Raw genomic sequence first — 15,984 nt, forward strand, 5'->3', positions numbered from 1 at the left:
GGCCCTGGCTGCCTGCTTGCCTGCTTCTTCGTTCCGTTCATTCATCCCGGGATCCGACACCATGCCGACGCTCACCCGCCACCGCTTCCTGCGTCATGTGGCCGCACTCTCCATGGCCTTGCTGGCCGCGCCGCTCTCCGCCCTGGCCGCGCCCGCCACCGGCGAGCCCGTGTGGTTCGGCGTCAGCGGCCCGCTCACCGGGCAGAACGCACAGTACGGCGCGCAGTGGAAGGCGGGCTTCGATCTCGCGCTGGAGCACATCAACGCGCAGGGCGGCATCCACGGCCGCCCGCTGGCCTACAACTTCGAGGACAGCCAGAGCGACCCGCGCCAGTCGGTGGCCATCGCCCAGAAGCTGGTGAACGACAAGCGTGTGCTCATCGAGCTCGGCGACTTCTCCAGCCCCGCCTCCATGGCTGCCTCGCCCATCTACCAGCGCGCGGGCCTGGTGCAGCTGGGCTTCACCAACTCGCACCCCGACTTCACCAAGGGCGGCGACTACATCTGGAGCCCCTCCATCAGCCAGGCCGACGCGCAGCCGCTGCTGGCTGAGCTCGCGGTGAAGACGCTGGGCTTCAAGCGCCTCGCCGTGCTGTATCTCAACACCGACTGGGGCCGCACCAGCAAGGACGTGCTCGTGAAGGCCGCCCAGGAGCGCGGCGCGCAGGTCGCCATTGCCGAGGGCTACCAGCCAGACGAAAAGGACTTCCGCTCGACCCTGGTGCGCGTGCGCGACGCCAACCCCGACGGGCTGGTGCTCATCTCCTACTACCCCGACGGCGCGCTCATCGCGGGCCAGGTGCGCAGCGTGGGCCTGAAGCAGCCCATCGCCGCGGTGGGCTCGGTGTATTCGCCGAAGTTCATCGAGCTCGGCGGCGCGGCCGTGAACGGCATCCACACCAACACGGCCTTCTATCCCGACGAGCCGCGCGCCGAGGTGCGCGACTTCGTGAAGAGCTTCCGCGCCAAGTACGACAAGGAGCCCGACGCCTTCAACGCCTACGCCTACGACGCCGTGGTGTACGCGGCCGCCGCGCTGCGCCAGGCCGGCCCGAACGCAGATCGCAAGGCCGTGCGCGACGCGTTCTACAAGATCAAGGACGTGCCCAGCGTGATCTTCGGCAAGGCGAACTTCGATGCGCAGACGCGCCGCGTGGTCGGCGTGAAGAGCGTCAACCTCGTCGTGAAGGACGGCAAGTGGGCGCAGCTCGACGAGAAGGCGGCGCTCGCCGCTTCCAAGTGAGCCGTCTTCCGCGTTGCTCCCTCTCCCGCTTGCGGGAGAGGGCTAGGGTGAGGGTGAGGGCAGGGGCCTTCGCAAAACAGCAGTCCCTCGCATCGGCCGCTGCACCCTCACCCCAACCCTCTCCCGCAAGCGGGAGAGGGAACAAAGCCGGCATGCCATGAGCTTCACTTCGTTCTTCGACTACACCGTCAACGGCCTGATCATCGGCAACATCTACGCGTTGCTGGCGGTCGGCCTCGCGTTGATCTTCGGCGTCTCGCACCTCATCAACTTCGCGCACGGCTCGGTGTACACGGTGGGCGCGTATATCGGCTGGGCGTCGATCACCTGGCTGCACACGCCGCTGCCCGTCACCATCGCGCTGGTGGTGCTGGGTTCCGGCGCGCTGGGCATGCTGATCGAGCGCGTGGGCCTGCGGCCGCTTCAGGGCTCGGCGCGCATCGCGCCGCTGCTGGCCACCATCGGCATCAGCTTCGTGCTCGACATCCTCGTGCAGCTGGTGTTCAGCCCCGATCCGCGCTCGCTGCCCACGCAGCTGCCCGACTGGCGCCTGCGCATCGGCACCGGCACTATCGGCGCACTCGACATCCTCATCGCGGGCATCGGCCTCGCGAGCGCGGCCGTGCTCTTCGGCTTCCTGCGTTTCACGAAACTCGGCTGGGCCGTGCGCGCAACCGCACAAGACCGCGACGCGGCGCAGCAGATGGGCGTGGACGTCGACCGCGTGAACCAGACCGTGTTCGCCATCGCCGCCGCGCTGGGCGGCCTCTCGGGCCTGCTGGTGGGCATGTACTACAACAACATCAGCCCGGCGATGAGCTTCCAGGCCACGCTCAAGGGCGTGGTGGCCACGGTGGTCGGCGGCGTGGGCAGCGTGCCGGGCGCCATCGCGGGCAGCCTTCTGCTGGGGCTGATCGAGAGCTATGGCGTGGCGATCCTCGGCACGCCGTACCGCAACCTCTTCGCCTTCGCGCTGCTGCTCGTGATCCTGCTGTGGAAGCCCAACGGGCTGTTCGGGCGCAAGCGCGCATTGCCGCCGGAGCCGCTCACGGGCACCTTCATCGCGCCCAGCAAGCCGTGGCATGTGCCACGCGGCCTGCTGCTCGCGCTGTTCGTCGCGGCGGTGGCGCTGCCGCTCTTCGATCCGTCTCCGTACCTGCTGCAGACGCTCACCAACGCATGGCTCTACGGCGCGCTCGCGCTGAGCCTCACGCTGGTGGCCGGCACCATCGGGCAGATCTCGCTCGGCCATGCGGGACTGCTGGCCATCGGCGCGTACGCGTCGTCGCTGCTGGTGCTCGACCTGCGCCTGCCGGTGGGCACGGGCATCGTGCTCGCGGGCATCCTCACTTCGCTGATCGGCACGGCGCTGATCTTCCCGGCATTCAGGCTGCGCGGCCACTACGTGTCGATCGCCACGCTGGGCATCGGCGAGATCGTGGCGCTCACCATCCTCAACTGGGAAAGCCTCACGCACGGGCCCATCGGCGTGTCGAGCATTCCGCCGCTGTCGCTGTTCGGGCGCGATGCCTCGTCGAACGAGGCGCTCTACTGGGCCTCCTTCGGCGCGATGGTGCTTCTTGCTCTGCTGCAGTGGCGCCTGCTGCGATCGCACCTGGGCCGCACCTTCCGCGCGGTGCGCGAGGACGAGGTGGCCGCGCGCGCCTACGGCGTGAGCCCCGACCGCTACAAGGCGCTGGCCTTCGGCTTCGGCGGCTTCGCGGCGGGCGTGAGCGGCGCCTTCACCGCGCACATGTACTCGTACATCAACCACGAGACCTTCGGCTCGCAGATCTCGATCCTGGCGCTCACGATGGTGATCCTCGGCGGGCTCGGGAACATCAGCGGCGCACTGCTGGGCGCGGTCGCGCTCGTGAGCCTGCCGGAGCTGTTCCGCGTGACGGCCGAGTACCGGATGCTGATCTACGGCGTCGCGCTTCTCCTGCTGATTCGTTTCCGCCCGCAGGGTTTGCTGGGCACTGTCTGAAAGAACACATCACCATGAGCCACCTCAACGAATACCTCGCCGAGAAGCGCGCCGCCGTACTGGCGCGCAATGCAGCCGTCGAAGCGGGCACCGCGCAGCCCGTGCAGCTCAAGGCCAGCGTGAAGGCCGAAGGCCGCAGCGGCGTGCGCCGCCTGCGCATCCGCGAGCACCAGGTCATCAGCGACAGCCCGCCGGACTTCGCCGGCTACAACCTCGGGCCCAGCTCGCCCGAGCTGCAGCTGGGCGTGCTCGGCACCTGCGTCACGCACATCTTCCTGATCCAGGCGGCCGAACGGCAGGTGCCGCTCGAAAGCCTCGAGGTGGAGGTGACGGGCATCATCGATCCGCGCGGCGGCAAGCCGGGCCACGAGAAGACGCCCATCTGGCCGCACGAGATCGGCTACACGGTGCACATCGACTCGCCCGCGAGCCGTGAGGAGATCGACGCGCTGTTCGAGGCGGTGGAGCGCAACTGCCCCATCCTCAACCTGCTGCGCAATCCGCAGACCATCCGTGCCGAGGTGAAGCTCGTCGATTCGAAGGCCGAAGCTGCCAACGCATCGCGGAAAGAGGACGATGCCATCGCTGCTTGAGATACGCGGCCTGGTGCGCCGCTTCGGCGGACTCACGGCCGTCAATGCCGTCGACCTGCACTTGGGCGAGGGCGAGCTGCTGAGCGTGATCGGGCCGAACGGCGCGGGCAAGACCACGCTCTTCAATCTCGTCACCGGACTCGACCGGCCCGACGAGGGGCAGGTGCTGTTTGATGGAAACGACATCACCGGCCTGCCGGCCCAGCAACTCGCGCAGCGCGGGCTGGCGCGCACCTTCCAGCACGGACGCGTGTTCGCGAACCTCTCGGTGCTCGACAACGTGCTGGTCGGCGCGCACACGCGGCTGCGCGCCGTGAAACCGCGCGCGGGCGGCGTGCCGGGGCTCGGTGCATTAGCCGAGCTCACGCTCGCGCTGTTGCAGCCCGGGGCGGTGCGCCGCGAGGAAGAGGCGCTGCGCGAAGAGGCTCGCGAGATCATCGCGCTCTTCGGCCAGCGCCTCGCTCCGCGCATCGACCACCCGGCCTACAGCCTCTCGTACGCCAACCGCCGCCGCGTGGAGATCGCACGCGCGCTCGCGCTGAAGCCACGCCTGCTGCTGCTGGACGAGCCCACCGCCGGCATGAACGAGAGCGAGACGGCCGAGATGCTGGAGATCATCCGCGGCCTGAAGGCGCGCGGCCAGACCATCCTGCTGATCGAGCACAAGCTCGACCTGGTGATGCAGCTGTCGGACCGCGTGGCCGTGCTCGACGACGGCCGCAAGATCGCCGAGGGGCTGCCGGACGAAGTGCGCAACGACCCGGCGGTGATCGAGGCGTATCTCGGCCATCGCCACGTAGGCTCGGCGGATGTGCCGCACGAAGAGAAAGAGGCGGTGTCAGCATGATCGCCACCGTCGCCCGCACCGGTCTAGCTCCCTCGCCCCTTTGGGGAGAGGGTCGGGGTGAGGAGCAGCTGCCCGAACGCGGCGCGGCGCCTGCTTCCAATGAGCCACAGCAACAGCAGCCGCTGCTCCAGCTCAGAAAGATCAACAGCTTCTACGGCCCCGTGCAGGCGCATTTCGATCTCGACATCGAAGTGCGCAGGGGGCAGATCGTCAGCCTGCTCGGCGGCAACGCCAGCGGCAAGTCGACCACGATGAAGATCGTGCTCGGGCTGCTCAAGCCGCGCTCGGGCGAGGTGCTCTTCAACGGCGAATCGACGCTCGGGCTGAGCACGCCGCAGATCGTGCGCAAGGGCATCGGCTCCGTGCCCGAAGCGCGCCGCCTGTTCCCCGCGATGACGGTGCGCGAGAACCTGCTGATGGGCGCCTATGCGCGCAGCGACCGCAAGGCCGTGGCCGAAGACCTCGAGCGCATGCTGGAGCTGTTCCCGCGCGTGGCCGAGCGCATCGAGTTCCAGGCCGGCACGCTCTCGGGCGGCGAGCAGCAGATGGTGGCGATGGCGCGTGCGCTCATGGGCCGGCCGCAGCTCATCTGCATGGACGAGCCGACCATGGGCCTGTCGCCGCTGTACGTCGACAAGGTGCTTGAGCTCATCGCGCGCATCAACGCGCAGGGCGTGTCGGTGTTCATGGTCGAGCAGAACGCGAGCCTCGCGCTGCAGATCGCGCACCACGGCTACGTGCTGCAGACGGGGCGCATCGTGCTCTCGGGCCCGGCGCGCGAGCTGCTGGCCGATACGCGCATCCGAGACGCATACCTCGGCGGCGACGGCGCGGCGCGCACCGCCTCCTGAGTCGGCGAGATCAGCAGCAAACATCCACGGGAGAACACACGAATGCCTTTGAAACTCGACCACATCGTGATCGCGGTGCACGACCTCGAACGCACCATCGCCGACTACGGCGCGCTGGGCTTCCACGTGCTGCGCGGCGGCGACCATCCGGGGCGCGCCACCCACAACGCGCTGGTGGTGTTCGCCGACGGCAGCTACCTGGAGCTGATCGCGTGGCGCGAGCCTTCGCCCACGGAACGCTGGTGGCAGCTCCTGCAGAAGCACGGCGAGGGCATCGTCGACTTCGCGCTGCTGCCGCGCGACACCGCCACCACGGTGGCCGACGCGAAGGCGCGGGGCCTCGCGCTCGAAGGCCCGCTCGACGGCGGCCGCGTGCGGCCCGACGGCGAGCGCCTGCGCTGGCAGACGGCGCGCCCGACATCGGCCGACCTGCCTTTCCTGTGCGGCGATCTCACGCCGCGCGCATTGCGCGTGCCCGAGGGCGACGTGCGCGTGCATGCCAACGGCGTGCTGGGCGTGGCGAGCTTGGCCGTTGCGGTGCGCGACCTCGACGCGACGCTGGCGCGGTACCGGGCCTTGCTCGGCAGTAGCGTGTCCGACGATGCCGACACCCACATCGGCGAGCCTGTCGTGCTGCCCGGCAGCAACGTGCGCCTGGCTGTCGTCGCGCTGGGACAAAGCGTGCTGGTGCTCTCGTCGCCGCGAGAGAACGGCAACGGCAGCGGCGGTGCGTCGTCGAACGAAGGGGAGGGCGGCGGCAGCCTGGGGCAACGCCTCGCGGCGCGCGGCGAGGGCCCCTATGCGCTCGTGCTGCACACCGACAGGCCGCAAGCTACAGGCACCTTCGATCTCGCAAGGGCGCACGGCGCGCTGATCGAGCTCGACCTGCCGCCGCTGGACCGCCACGCCAGGCAGGGCAGTGGCTCGCGCGGCTACCAGGTCAACAGCGCCGTCGGCGGCTGAGCCGTCGGTCCTGTCGTTCAGCCTGCGCGCACGCGCAGCTGGAACACATTGCCCTCGGGATCGTGCCCGTCGCAATGGCGGTAGCCGTTGAACTCCCATTCGGCGGAGGCCGGCTTCAGCATGCCGCCGGCTTCGGTCGCGAGCTGGCGTGCGGCTGCAATGTCGACCACCGGGAAGATGAACTTCAGCGCCGTGTTCTCCCGCGGCACGGGCGGCTGGGCGATCTGCACCCGGGCGGCGATGTCCGGGTTCATCGCGACGATGAAAAGCTGCAGTGACGCCGACTCCAGGCTCGCGTAGCCGGCTTCCGCGTGCATGATCGCGAGGCCCGCGACACCTTCATAGAACGCGCTCAGGCGCGATACGTCCTTGGCGTAGATCACGGCGGCTGCCGGTGTTGCGTGTTCAGGCATGCGTTCCTCTCGATGGCTTTCAGTGTCCGCCGAGATGCGCCTTGCGCAGCCCGGCCCGCATCTTCTTCTGCAGAGCAGCCCCGCCCTTTTCCAGCGCTTCGGCGGAAGCGCCGCTCTCCTCGGTCACGGGCCGGTACTTGCGGCCCCAGATGCCGATCTGCGCCACCACCGGCAGCAGGTCGATGCCCATCGGCGTGAGGCTGTAGATGGCCTTCTGCTTGTGGGTCGGGTCGTCTGCCCTGGAGAGAACGCCGTACTCGACCAGCTTGCCGAGACGCTCGGTGAGGATGTTCGAGGAGATGCCTTCTTCGGACTGCAGGAACTCGCGGAAGTGGCGCTTGCCCGCGAACATCATGTCGCGAACGATCAGCAGGCTCCACCGGTCGCCGAAGACTTCGAGCGCGAGGTTGATCGGACACGCCGACTTTTCGCTGGAGGCCATGCTCTTTCCGATCTCTTTGAAAAACTGCTTGCATTTTCGTATCGGTTGCCGAACACTTCAACCGCTTGCATTTAGCAAGCAGTATCCGAAGGAGATACCGGCATGAGAAAGCTCATCCTGCAAATGCAGATGTCGGTCGACGGCTACGTGTCGCCGGCCAATGGCAGCCTCGACTGGCAGTTGTGGGGCTGGGGCGAGCGCTGGGGCTGGGACGATCGCCTGAAGCAGGACTTCAACGCCGTCTTCGAAGGCATCGACACCATCCTGCTGAGCCGCCCGATCGCGGAAGAGGGCTACCTCGACCACTGGGGCCGCGCGGCGAGAAACTTCCCCGCGAACCCGCACTACGCCTTCGCCCAGAGGATCGTCGAAGCGCGCAAGGTCGTGCTCACCGGCAAGCTCGCGTTCTCGCGCTGGGAGCGCACCGTGGTCGCGCGCGGAGGCATGGCCGAAGAGGTGAATGCGCTCAAGCGTGAGCCGGGCAAGGACATCATCAGCATCGGCGGCGTGGGCTTCGCGTCGGCGCTGGTTGCTGCGGGACTGGTCGACGAGTTCCAGTTCTTCGTGAACCCCACGGCCGTGGGGGCGGGACGCTCGGTGTTCCACGACCAGCGCAAGGGCCACAGGCTGCGGCTGTTGCGTTCGACGGCCTACGAGAGCGGCATGGTGGTCAACCGCTACGCGCCGGGCTGATGCAGGACAAGACGCCGCGCGGATACCAGTGCTTACCTGATTTCACCTGACCGCGACCTGAAGCGGCGAAAACGGACACATGCGGTGCACACAATGGACTCGTCATCAACGCATGAAGGAGTTCCGGATGAACACCAACTCGAAGATCATGGCCGTGGGAGCCGCGGCACTCGCGATGTGCATGGCCGCGGGAAGCGCCTTCGCGCAAGACCGCCGCTTCGACAACGGCCGCCCCGGCGATGGTCGCTACGAGCAGCGCGATCGCAATTTCGACCGCCGCGGTCCGCACGGAGACTATCGCGGCAACCAGGATTTCCGCGACGGCCGCCAGTTCGACCGCCGTGGCTTCCCGCAGCCGCATGCCGATTGGCGCCGCGGCGGCCGCGTGCCGCAGGAGTACCGCGGCCGCAACTACGTGGTGCAGGACTGGCGTGCCTACAGGCTCCAGCAGCCGCCCCGTGGCTATCAGTGGGTGGGCGTGGGCGGCGACTTCGTGCTCGCTGCCATCGCCACCGGCGTGATCGCGAACATCATCGCCGGCCAGTAAGCGAAGGCTCGCACAGCGACGAAACCGCCACGGGCAACCGTGGCGGTTTTTTTGTTTGAAGCGAACGCTGGAGCCGGTCTTCAGACCAGTGCCGAGGGCACCGACTGGGCGCAGACGTTGCGCCCCGTGATGGTCAGGCGGAGGCCGCCGCCGTGCCATTCGAGCCAGTTGAGGTTCACGTACGCGTCGATGTCGGCGTCGTCGATGCGGTCGGCCTGGCGGCTTTGCAGCAGCTCGACCGTGGCGGGCAGGGCCCGTCTCAGGCGTTCACGCCGCTCTGCTGCATCGGCCGCCTTCTGGGAAGCCCTTGTTTGCTGTTGCGCTTGCTGCTGCGAGGTCGACGATGCCATTGCTGATCCATTTCCAGGAAGCCAGGGAATTAACCCGAATGTACGCCGCCTGTGTGAAGCTGCATTCTTCTTTTTTAACCTTTCTGTCGTCCGCAGTACACACCGCGCAACAGGCTCTGGACAAGCCCTAGATTTCGTAGTGCGAGGCCTTGGCTTCGTCTCCCAGAGCCTTTTCGACGACCGCGCGCGTCAGCGTGGGCGCGAACGATTCGATGAAGGCGTAGACGTACTTGCGCAGGTAGGTGCCGCGCCGCACGGCCAGCTTGGTGAGGTTGATGCCGAAGAGCCGCCCCGCGTCGAGCGCGCGCAGCTGCGTGTCGCGCTCGGCCTCGTAGGCCACGCCGGCCACGATGCCGATGCCCAGGCCCAGCTGCACGTAGGTCTTGATCACGTCGGCATCCATCGCGGCCAGCACGATGTTGGGCTGCAGGCCGCGCTGCTCGAAAGCCTCGTCGATGCGCGAGCGGCCTGTGAAGCCCGTGTCGTAGGTGATCAGCGGATAGCGCGTGAGCGCCTCGAGCGTCAGCGGCGCGTCGAGCAGCGGGTGCCCCGGTGGCACGATCACCGAATGCGTCCAGCGGTAGCAGGGCAGGGCCACCAGTTGCGGATAGTCGCCCAGCGCCTCGGTGGCGATGCCCACGTCGGCCTCGCCGTCGAGCAGCATCTGCGCGATCTGCTTGGGCGAGCCCTGGTGCAGGTGCAGCTTCACGTTGGGGAACTGCGCGCGGAATTCCTGCACCGCCACCGGCATCGCGTAGCGCGCCTGCGAGTGCGTGGCTGCCACCGAGAGCAGGCCGCTTTGCTGCGCGACGAACTCCTGGCCCGCGTGCTTGAGGTTGCTGCTCTCCATCAGCATGCGCTCGATGATCGGCAGCACGTGCCCGCCGGGCTCGGTGAGCCCCGTGAGCCGCTTTCCGGCGCGCACGAAGAGCTCTATGCCGAGCTCTTCCTCGAGCTCGCGGATCTGCCGGCTCACGCCGGGCTGGGAGGTGTGAAGGGTATGGGCGACTTCGGTCAGGTTGAAGCCGCAACGAACGGCCTCGCGTACCGAGCGCAGTTGTTGGAAGTTCATCTGGCGCGGAGGAGTCATCGAAGCCCCGGCTGGGGCCGACCGGCGATTCTCGGCAGAAGCGCTTATTCGGGGAACGATGCGTTTGTTGGTTTCACATGAGCAAAACATCTTTAAGGCAGTCCAAGCGCTGCTTCTCGTGGGCTGCTTGTTATTTCGCACGACTGTGCTAAAGTTCGCCGCATGGACGCCAAGACCCAGAAAAGCGAACTCACCCGCGCCGCCATCGTCGGCGCGGCGATGAACCTCGCGCTGGCCGAGGGCCTGGAAGCGATCACGCTGCAGGCCGTGGCCAGCAGGCTGGGGTTGTCCAAGAGCGGCGTGTTCTCGCGCGTGGGTTCGCGCGAGGCGCTGCAGAAGGCCGTCATCGAGGAGTACGGCCGGGGCTTCCTGGCCGACGTGTTCGTGCCCGCCATGCAGAAGCCCAAGGGCCTGCCCCGGCTCAACGACATCGTGGCGCGCTGGATCGCCCGCATGCGCGACGTCGAGATGCACACCGGCTGCCTCTACACCGCCGGCGCCTTCGAGTTCGACGACCGCGAAGGCGAGCTGCGCGAGATGCTGCTGGGCGAAATCACCCGCTGGCGCGCCGCGCTGCGCCGCACCGTGCTGCAGGCCATCGAGACCGGCGAGCTCAAGGCCGACACCGACCCCGCCCAGCTCGTGAGCGAGATCAACGGCCTGACCATGACCCAGCTGCACGACGCGCGCTTCCTGCGCGACCCGCAGGCCGCCGACCGCGCCACGCAAACGTGGCAGCGGCTTCTTTCCAGCTACCTCGCCTGAACGGCTCCTTCGCGAAGCAGGCCGGATTCACGCGTTTCGATTTGCCAGAATTTCGCACAATCGTGCGATAAACAGGAGAAGCACCATGCTGATCATCGCCCTCTTTCTCGCCGCCTATGCGGCCGTCCTCGGCGTCAGGGGCCTTCGCGACACCCTGCGCAGCCTGCCCCGCAGCAACCGCGACTGGGTCTGGTACTGAAGGCCAGGAAGGAACGCACATCCATGACGAGCACTTCCTCTCCGGCCGCCGCGCACGCCGCGCAGTCGAACTATTACCGGCCCAGTCGCGCCATGCGCGCGCTGCGCTTCGGACTGACCGCCTCCCAGCGCCTCTGGCCGGCCCTGGGCGTGCGTGCCGCCTACCGCGTCTTCGGCACGCCGCTGCCGCCCAAGTGGCTCTACCGTGGCCAGGGCCCCGGCGCCGACTGGCGGCGCGAGAGCTGGGCCTTCGAGGACGCGAGCGTCGGCATCTACCACCTTGCCGCGCAGGACTCCGGTGCCGAGTCGGCGCCAGTGGTGCTGCTGGTGCACGGCTGGGGCGGGCACGCGGGCCAGATGCTGCCGCTCGCGCAGGCCGTGGCGGCCGCGGGCCTGCGGCCCGTGTTGCTCGAGCTGCCGGCGCATGGCCGCAGCGCCGGCGTGATGAGCAACTCGCCGCAGTTCGCGCGCGCCATCGCATACGTCGCGGCGCGGCTCGCGGCGGACGGCCACGTGCTGCGCGCTGCCATCGCCCATTCGCTGGGGGCGAACGGACTCGCCCTGGCCGCCGCGCGCGGCCTGTCGGCGGAGCGCATCGTGCTGCTCGCGCCGCCGGCCTCGCCGCGCGACTACACGCGCTACTTCGCCCACACCTTCGGCCTCAGCGAAGCCACGCGGCTGGCGATGCAGCGGCTCTTCGAATCGCGCGAGGGCGTGCTGATGCAGCAGCTCGAGCCGGCGGCGGTGGGGCCGCGCATCGCGCAGCCGACGCTGATCGTGCATGACCGCGACGACCGCGTGAACCGCTTCGCCGACGCGGAGGCCTACCGAGACGCGATCGCCGGAGCCAGCCTCGTCGCCACGCAGGGCTTGGGGCACCGCCGCATCCTCAAGGAGGCCGAGGTGCTGGAGCAGGTGGCGCGCTTCGTGACGGAGGACTGATCCCGTTCGCGTTCGCTGCCGGGTCGCTACCAGTTGGGGTGGATCGGGGTGAACACCGGCTTGAACAGGTGCCGGCGCACGATCTCCCCGTAGCCCCGGTAGTAGAAGTTGCCGTTCGCCTCCAGCACCGCCGCGCGGTGCCTGCGGAAGTACACCGGGATCTCGTACCAGGGCATGGTCGGCGCGCGGTGGTGCACGTGGTGCAGGTTGTTGAAGAGGTACAGCAGCCCGAACACGAGGTTCGATTCCACGATGGCCACGCGCTCGTGCGGCGTGTCGGCCCAGCGGTGCTCGGTGAACGTGCGCAGCGAGCCCAGCATCATCCCCGGGTACACGAAGTACAGCAGGTACTCGCCGATGCCCATGCCGCAGACCTCGACGACGTAGTAGAGCACCGGCGCCACGCTCAGCGCATGCCACAGCCAGGTCGGCAGGCGCGAGAAATCGCCCGCGAGCACGCATCCAACCTCGAAGCGCAGCAGCTTCCACAGCCGCAGGAAGGGGCCCAGCACCACGCGGAAGGCGATCGTCTGGTTGGCCATGTAGATCCATCGCCACACCGGGCCGTAGCCCTCCCACGCCGGCGCGGAGTGGTAGGCACTCTCGGTGTCGCGCTCCGGGTGCGTGAGGTGGAAGTTGACGTGGTGCGTGCTGTGGCCGCGGTTGTAGAACGGGTAGGGCAGCCAGAGGTTCAACGGCGGCCACACCACCGCGTGGCGCAGCCACTTCGGCAGGTGGCGCATCGCATGGATGCTCTCGTGCTGCAGCGAGAAATGCAGCTGCGCGAGAAAGCCGCCCACGATGAACAGGGCCCAGCCCGGAAGCACCGCGTGCCACCACACCAGCGCGCCCCATGCGGCGTAGAGCAGGGCGGCCAGCAGCAGCGTGGGCAGCTCGTAGTGCCACCACCAGTGCCGGCGGGCAGCTGCTTTCTGGGTAAGGGGTGCGGCAGTCGATGTCATGGCGATGAACGGGACTGCGATGCTAGGTAGCAAGCGGCCGCTTGCATGCGCGCTTTTCGCATAAGCATCGGCGCGAAACTTAGTTCCGCCATGGGCGGGGCGAGGCCTACGCTTCACGGCTTTGCCGCACTCCTGCCGGCTGCGCATTCGCAGCAGCCGCGTGCCGGCCTTTCCGCTGCCTCCCATGAAGAAACTCCTCACCCGCCTCGCACTGGCGTTGCTCGCCGCGCTGTCCGTCGACGTGCAGATCCACGCCGCCACGCTGGACGACTATCCGGCCAAGACCATCCGCCTCGTCGTGCCGTATCCGGCCGGCGGCATCGCCGACAAGATCGCCCGCGAGGTCGCCGAGCAGCTCCAGCAGCGGCTCAAGCAGGCGGTGGTGGTCGAGAACCGCAGCGGCGCGGCCGGCAACATCGGCTTCGAATACGTCGCGCGCCAGCCGGCAGACGGCTACACGCTGCTGCTCGCGCCGGCCTCCAACCTCACCGTGCAGCCCGCGCTCTTCAAGCAGCTGAGCTACGACCTTTCGCGCGACTTCACGCCCGTGTCGCTGCTCGTGCAGACGCCGCAGGTGCTGCTGGTGAACCCCAAGCTGCCGGTGGCCAGCCCGCGCGAGCTGATCGATTATTCGAAGAAGAATCCCGGCAAGGTCAACTACGGCATCAGCGTTGGCGCCTATTCGCACCTCGCGGGCGAGCTGCTGAAGACGCAGACCGGCGCCGACTTCACCGCCATTCCCTACCAGGGCAGCGCCCCGGCGATCAACGACCTCCTCGCGGGGCAGACGCAGTTCATCTTCAACGAAGTGGTCACGGCCATTCCCTTCGTGAAGGCCGGTACGCTCAAGCCGCTGGCCGTGGCCTATCGCACGCGCGCGCCCTGGCTGCCCGACGTGCCCACCACCGCCGAGGCCGGCCTGCCCGATTTCGAGGTCACCTCGTGGTACGGCGTGGTGGTGCGCAGCGGCACGCCCGCGCCGCTGGTGCAGCGCCTGTCACGCGAGCTGCGCGACATCGTGCAGACGGCCGAATTCAGGAAGCGCTACGACGACATCGGCGCCTTCACGGTGGGCAGTTCGCCGGAAGACTTCGCGCGCTTCATCCAGTCGGAGACCGTCAAGTGGACCGCGGTGGTGAAGCAGGCCGGCATCCAGCCCAATTGATGAGCGACAGGCCCTGGAGAATGCGCGCATGAGCACGCCCCCGAAGAATGCCGTCGCGCCAGCCGGGCTGTGGGCCTTGCTGCTCGCGGAGCCCGCGACCGAGCTCGCCCTGCTCGACGTGCGCGAGACGCGCTGGTTCGTGCAGCACCACCTGAACCTCGCGCGCAACGCACCTTTCAGCGGGCTCGAGCTGCAGGTCGGCGCGCTGGTGCCGCGCCGTTCCACGCCGGTGGTGCTCTACGACGACTACGACGCGCCCGACGGCGCGGCACAGGCGGCATCGGCCGTGCTCGGACGACTGGGCTACACCGACGTGCGCACGCTCGACGGCGGCCTGCAGCGCTGGGTGACCGAGGGCCTGCCCGCCATTGACGGCTACGGCACGCTGGTGAAGGCCTTCGGCGACCGCGCACGGCTGCACTACGGAACGCCCGGCCTGCCCGTGGAGGCGCTGCGCTCGCGCCTGCGCGAAGGCCGTCCGACCACGCTGGTCGACGCGCGGCCGCGCGCGGAGTTCGAATTCCTCTCGCTGCCCGGCGCACGCAACCACCCGGGCACCGAGCTGGCGCTGCGCCGCTTCGAGCAGCGGGGCACCGACGGGCCGGACCACCTGTGGGCCATCAACTGCTTCAGCCGCACGCGCGGCATCGTCGGCGCGACCACGCTGCGGCTGCTCGGCCGCGCGAGCGAGGCGGTGTTCGTCGAGGACGGCGTCATGGACTGGGGCCTGCGCGGCGCGCCCACCGTGCAGAACGCGGCGCCCGACGACGAGCTGCCGCCCGAATCACCCGAGGTGCTGCGCGGCCTGGCCGACGAGCTACTCGCGCGCTTCGCGCTGCCCGTCGCCGATGCGGCCCGACTCGCCGAATGGCGTGAGGACGGCAAGCGCACCCTCTACGTCTTCGACGTGCGGCCCGAACCCGATCCCGCCTTCGCGGGCAGCGGCCTGCGCCAGGTGCCGGGCGGCCAGCTGCTGATGCACTTCGAGAACCTCGTGGGCACGCGCGGCGCGCGCATCGTGCTGGTCGACGACCCGGCCCATCGCCTGCGCGCGGCCATCACCGCCTTCTGGCTCACGCAGCTGGGCCAGGCCGAGGTGTACGTGTACGACGGCGAGTTCACGCCTCCACAGGCCCCGCCGGACTCCTCGGCCGCCGTCGACGGCGCGCCGCCGCCGCTGGACCCCGACGCCCTCGCGCAGCTGCGCAGGAACGGCGCCGTCACCGTGATCGACGTGGGCCCCAGCCTCGACTACGAGCGCGGCCACCTGCCGGGCGCGCTCTACATGCTGCCTGCCTCGCTCGCGCCGCTGGCCTCGCACGCGGTGGCCGGCCGCACGCTGGTCTTCGCTTCGCCCGACGGCACGGCGGCCGCCCGCGTGGCGCGCGACGCGCATCGGCGCTGGCCGGATTCAGGGGCGGTGTTCTCCTGGCTCCAGGGCGGAACGCAGGGCTGGAAGGCTTCCGGCAGGCCGCTGACCGCGGCTTTCGTGCCGGCCCAGCTGCTCACCCCCTTCGACGACGACTGGGGCTCGGTGATGCGCGTCTTCGGTCCGCGCCGCGATGCGGCCTGGGCCGACTACCTCGCGTGGGAGCGCGCACTGTCCGAACGGGTCCTGCAGGACCCGTCCGTGCGCTTTCGCTTCTTTCCGCTCAGCGCCCCGGCGCCGGAACCGGATCGGGCAGCTCGATCTTGATGTCGAGCACTTCGAGGTTGTCCTGGGTCTCCAGGTTCACCTTGATGTCGTCCGCGTTGATCGACACGTACTTCGAAATCACCGCCACCAGCTCGCGCTGGAGTTCGGGCAGGTAGTCGGGCCGCTTCTTGCCGCTGAGGCTCGAGCGCTCGTGGGCGAGGATGATCTGCAGCCGCTCCTTCGCGACGCTCGCAGTCTTCTTCTTTTCGCCCAGCAGGAACGAGAGAAAGGACATGG

18 protein-coding genes are annotated in these 15,984 nt (G+C 68.6%); 12 read left to right on the top strand and 6 right to left on the bottom strand.

The genetic code is table 11. The features are described 5' to 3' along the window. Positions 1 to 61: 61 nt before the first annotated feature. The 6 genes from ABL840_RS00315 (at position 62) to ABL840_RS00340 (ending at position 6,484) form a co-directional block, all read left to right on the top strand. A complete protein-coding gene (locus tag ABL840_RS00315; RefSeq protein WP_093195761.1) occupies positions 62 to 1,243 on the top strand; it encodes an ABC transporter substrate-binding protein in 1,182 nt (393 codons plus the stop codon). A gap of 157 nt (positions 1,244 to 1,400) precedes the next feature. Then, positions 1,401 to 3,230 (top strand): ABC transporter permease, encoded by a 1,830-nt coding sequence (locus ABL840_RS00320; RefSeq protein WP_093300398.1) that lies wholly within the window; start codon positions 1,401 to 1,403, stop codon positions 3,228 to 3,230. 14 nt (positions 3,231 to 3,244) lie between these two features. Then, a complete protein-coding gene (locus tag ABL840_RS00325) occupies positions 3,245 to 3,823 on the top strand; it encodes an OsmC family protein (protein ID WP_093195759.1) in 579 nt (192 codons plus the stop codon). Next, positions 3,807 to 4,670, top strand: a complete 864-nt coding sequence (locus tag ABL840_RS00330) for an ABC transporter ATP-binding protein (protein ID WP_093300400.1) — start codon at positions 3,807 to 3,809, stop codon at positions 4,668 to 4,670. Before ABL840_RS00325 ends, ABL840_RS00330 begins: the two co-directional genes overlap by 17 nt. Continuing rightward, complete coding sequence (locus ABL840_RS00335) at positions 4,667 to 5,521, top strand: ABC transporter ATP-binding protein (protein WP_418116162.1); 855 nt, start codon at positions 4,667 to 4,669, stop codon at positions 5,519 to 5,521. Before ABL840_RS00330 ends, ABL840_RS00335 begins: the two co-directional genes overlap by 4 nt. A gap of 42 nt (positions 5,522 to 5,563) precedes the next feature. Then, positions 5,564 to 6,484 (top strand): VOC family protein, encoded by a 921-nt coding sequence (locus ABL840_RS00340; RefSeq protein ID WP_093300402.1) that lies wholly within the window; start codon positions 5,564 to 5,566, stop codon positions 6,482 to 6,484. Positions 6,485 to 6,501: 17 nt separating this feature from the next. On the opposite strand, the gene ABL840_RS00345 is transcribed toward ABL840_RS00340, so the two are convergent. Then, the gene (locus ABL840_RS00345) at positions 6,502 to 6,897 is read right to left on the bottom strand and encodes a VOC family protein (protein WP_093429310.1); all 396 of its coding nucleotides are present in this window, start codon (positions 6,895 to 6,897) and stop codon (positions 6,502 to 6,504) included. A 19-nt stretch (positions 6,898 to 6,916) separates the two neighbouring features. Next, positions 6,917 to 7,339, bottom strand: coding sequence for a winged helix-turn-helix transcriptional regulator (locus ABL840_RS00350; RefSeq protein WP_093195755.1), 423 nt, complete (start codon positions 7,337 to 7,339; stop codon positions 6,917 to 6,919). 102 nt (positions 7,340 to 7,441) lie between these two features. Between ABL840_RS00350 and ABL840_RS00355 the strand changes: the two genes are divergently transcribed. Both ABL840_RS00355 and ABL840_RS00360 read left to right on the top strand, forming a co-directional pair. Further along, positions 7,442 to 8,032, top strand: coding sequence for a dihydrofolate reductase family protein (locus ABL840_RS00355; RefSeq protein WP_093300406.1), 591 nt, complete (start codon positions 7,442 to 7,444; stop codon positions 8,030 to 8,032). 127 nt (positions 8,033 to 8,159) lie between these two features. Beyond that, complete coding sequence (locus ABL840_RS00360; RefSeq protein WP_093195753.1) at positions 8,160 to 8,579, top strand: RcnB family protein; 420 nt, start codon at positions 8,160 to 8,162, stop codon at positions 8,577 to 8,579. An 80-nt stretch (positions 8,580 to 8,659) separates the two neighbouring features. On the opposite strand, the gene ABL840_RS00365 is transcribed toward ABL840_RS00360, so the two are convergent. Both ABL840_RS00365 and ABL840_RS00370 read right to left on the bottom strand, forming a co-directional pair. Further along, positions 8,660 to 8,929 carry a hypothetical protein gene (locus ABL840_RS00365; protein WP_093195752.1) on the bottom strand — a complete coding sequence of 90 codons (270 nt, stop codon included), beginning with the start codon at positions 8,927 to 8,929 and terminating at the stop codon, positions 8,660 to 8,662. A 127-nt stretch (positions 8,930 to 9,056) separates the two neighbouring features. Then, on the bottom strand, positions 9,057 to 10,001 hold the full coding sequence (locus ABL840_RS00370) for a CysB family HTH-type transcriptional regulator (protein WP_093196167.1): 945 nt from the start codon (positions 9,999 to 10,001) through the stop codon (positions 9,057 to 9,059). A 180-nt stretch (positions 10,002 to 10,181) separates the two neighbouring features. Here ABL840_RS00370 and ABL840_RS00375 point away from each other — a divergent pair, with 180 nt between their 5' ends. Then, entirely contained in the window at positions 10,182 to 10,784 is a 603-nt protein-coding gene (locus ABL840_RS00375) for a TetR/AcrR family transcriptional regulator (RefSeq protein WP_093195751.1), read from the top strand. A 222-nt stretch (positions 10,785 to 11,006) separates the two neighbouring features. Next, positions 11,007 to 11,924 (top strand): alpha/beta hydrolase, encoded by a 918-nt coding sequence (locus tag ABL840_RS00380; RefSeq protein ID WP_093300408.1) that lies wholly within the window; start codon positions 11,007 to 11,009, stop codon positions 11,922 to 11,924. A 26-nt stretch (positions 11,925 to 11,950) separates the two neighbouring features. Here ABL840_RS00380 and ABL840_RS00385 read toward each other — a convergent pair whose 3' ends face one another. Continuing rightward, the gene (locus ABL840_RS00385) at positions 11,951 to 12,886 is read right to left on the bottom strand and encodes a fatty acid desaturase (protein WP_093195749.1); all 936 of its coding nucleotides are present in this window, start codon (positions 12,884 to 12,886) and stop codon (positions 11,951 to 11,953) included. Positions 12,887 to 13,070: 184 nt separating this feature from the next. On the opposite strand from ABL840_RS00385, the gene ABL840_RS00390 reads away from it, so the two are divergent. Both ABL840_RS00390 and ABL840_RS00395 read left to right on the top strand, forming a co-directional pair. Continuing rightward, positions 13,071 to 14,051, top strand: a complete 981-nt coding sequence (locus ABL840_RS00390; protein WP_093196166.1) for a Bug family tripartite tricarboxylate transporter substrate binding protein — start codon at positions 13,071 to 13,073, stop codon at positions 14,049 to 14,051. A gap of 28 nt (positions 14,052 to 14,079) precedes the next feature. After that, complete coding sequence (locus ABL840_RS00395; RefSeq protein ID WP_093195748.1) at positions 14,080 to 15,747, top strand: rhodanese-like domain-containing protein; 1,668 nt, start codon at positions 14,080 to 14,082, stop codon at positions 15,745 to 15,747. Here the strand turns inward: ABL840_RS00395 and minE are convergent. Beyond that, complete coding sequence (minE, locus tag ABL840_RS00400) at positions 15,704 to 15,982, bottom strand: cell division topological specificity factor MinE (RefSeq protein ID WP_093195747.1); 279 nt, start codon at positions 15,980 to 15,982, stop codon at positions 15,704 to 15,706. The genes ABL840_RS00395 and minE overlap by 44 nt on opposite strands. Between the last annotated feature and the right edge of the window lie 2 nt (positions 15,983 to 15,984).

It is taken from the genome of Variovorax sp. NFACC27 (assembly GCF_048301545.1).
Taxonomy (GTDB): domain Bacteria; phylum Pseudomonadota; class Gammaproteobacteria; order Burkholderiales; family Burkholderiaceae_C; genus Variovorax; species Variovorax gossypii.